Annotated in this window: 1 protein-coding gene; it reads left to right on the top strand. The window is 66.5% G+C overall.

The annotated features are described in order from the left end of the window. Positions 1 to 203 (top strand): C39 family peptidase (locus RM555_RS31190; RefSeq protein ID WP_311415014.1); only part of this gene is annotated, 203 nt, incomplete at both ends.

Here is a 203-nt window from a genome sequence, read left to right on the forward strand (position 1 = left end):
CTACTGCGGCCCCGCCGCCGCCCGCAACGCCCTCAGCGTGCAGGGCAAGAACATCGACGTCGACGGCATGGCCCAACGCATGGGCACCACCGAAGCCGGCACCAACTCCATCAACGACATCACCCCCGTGCTGAACAAGGAAACCGGCAAGGACGCCTACCAGTCCGTCGAGATCCCCGGCGCCAAGGCCGACGACAAGCAGA

Source organism: Micromonospora reichwaldensis, from assembly GCF_031845925.1.
GTDB lineage: Bacteria > Actinomycetota > Actinomycetes > Mycobacteriales > Micromonosporaceae > Micromonospora > Micromonospora reichwaldensis.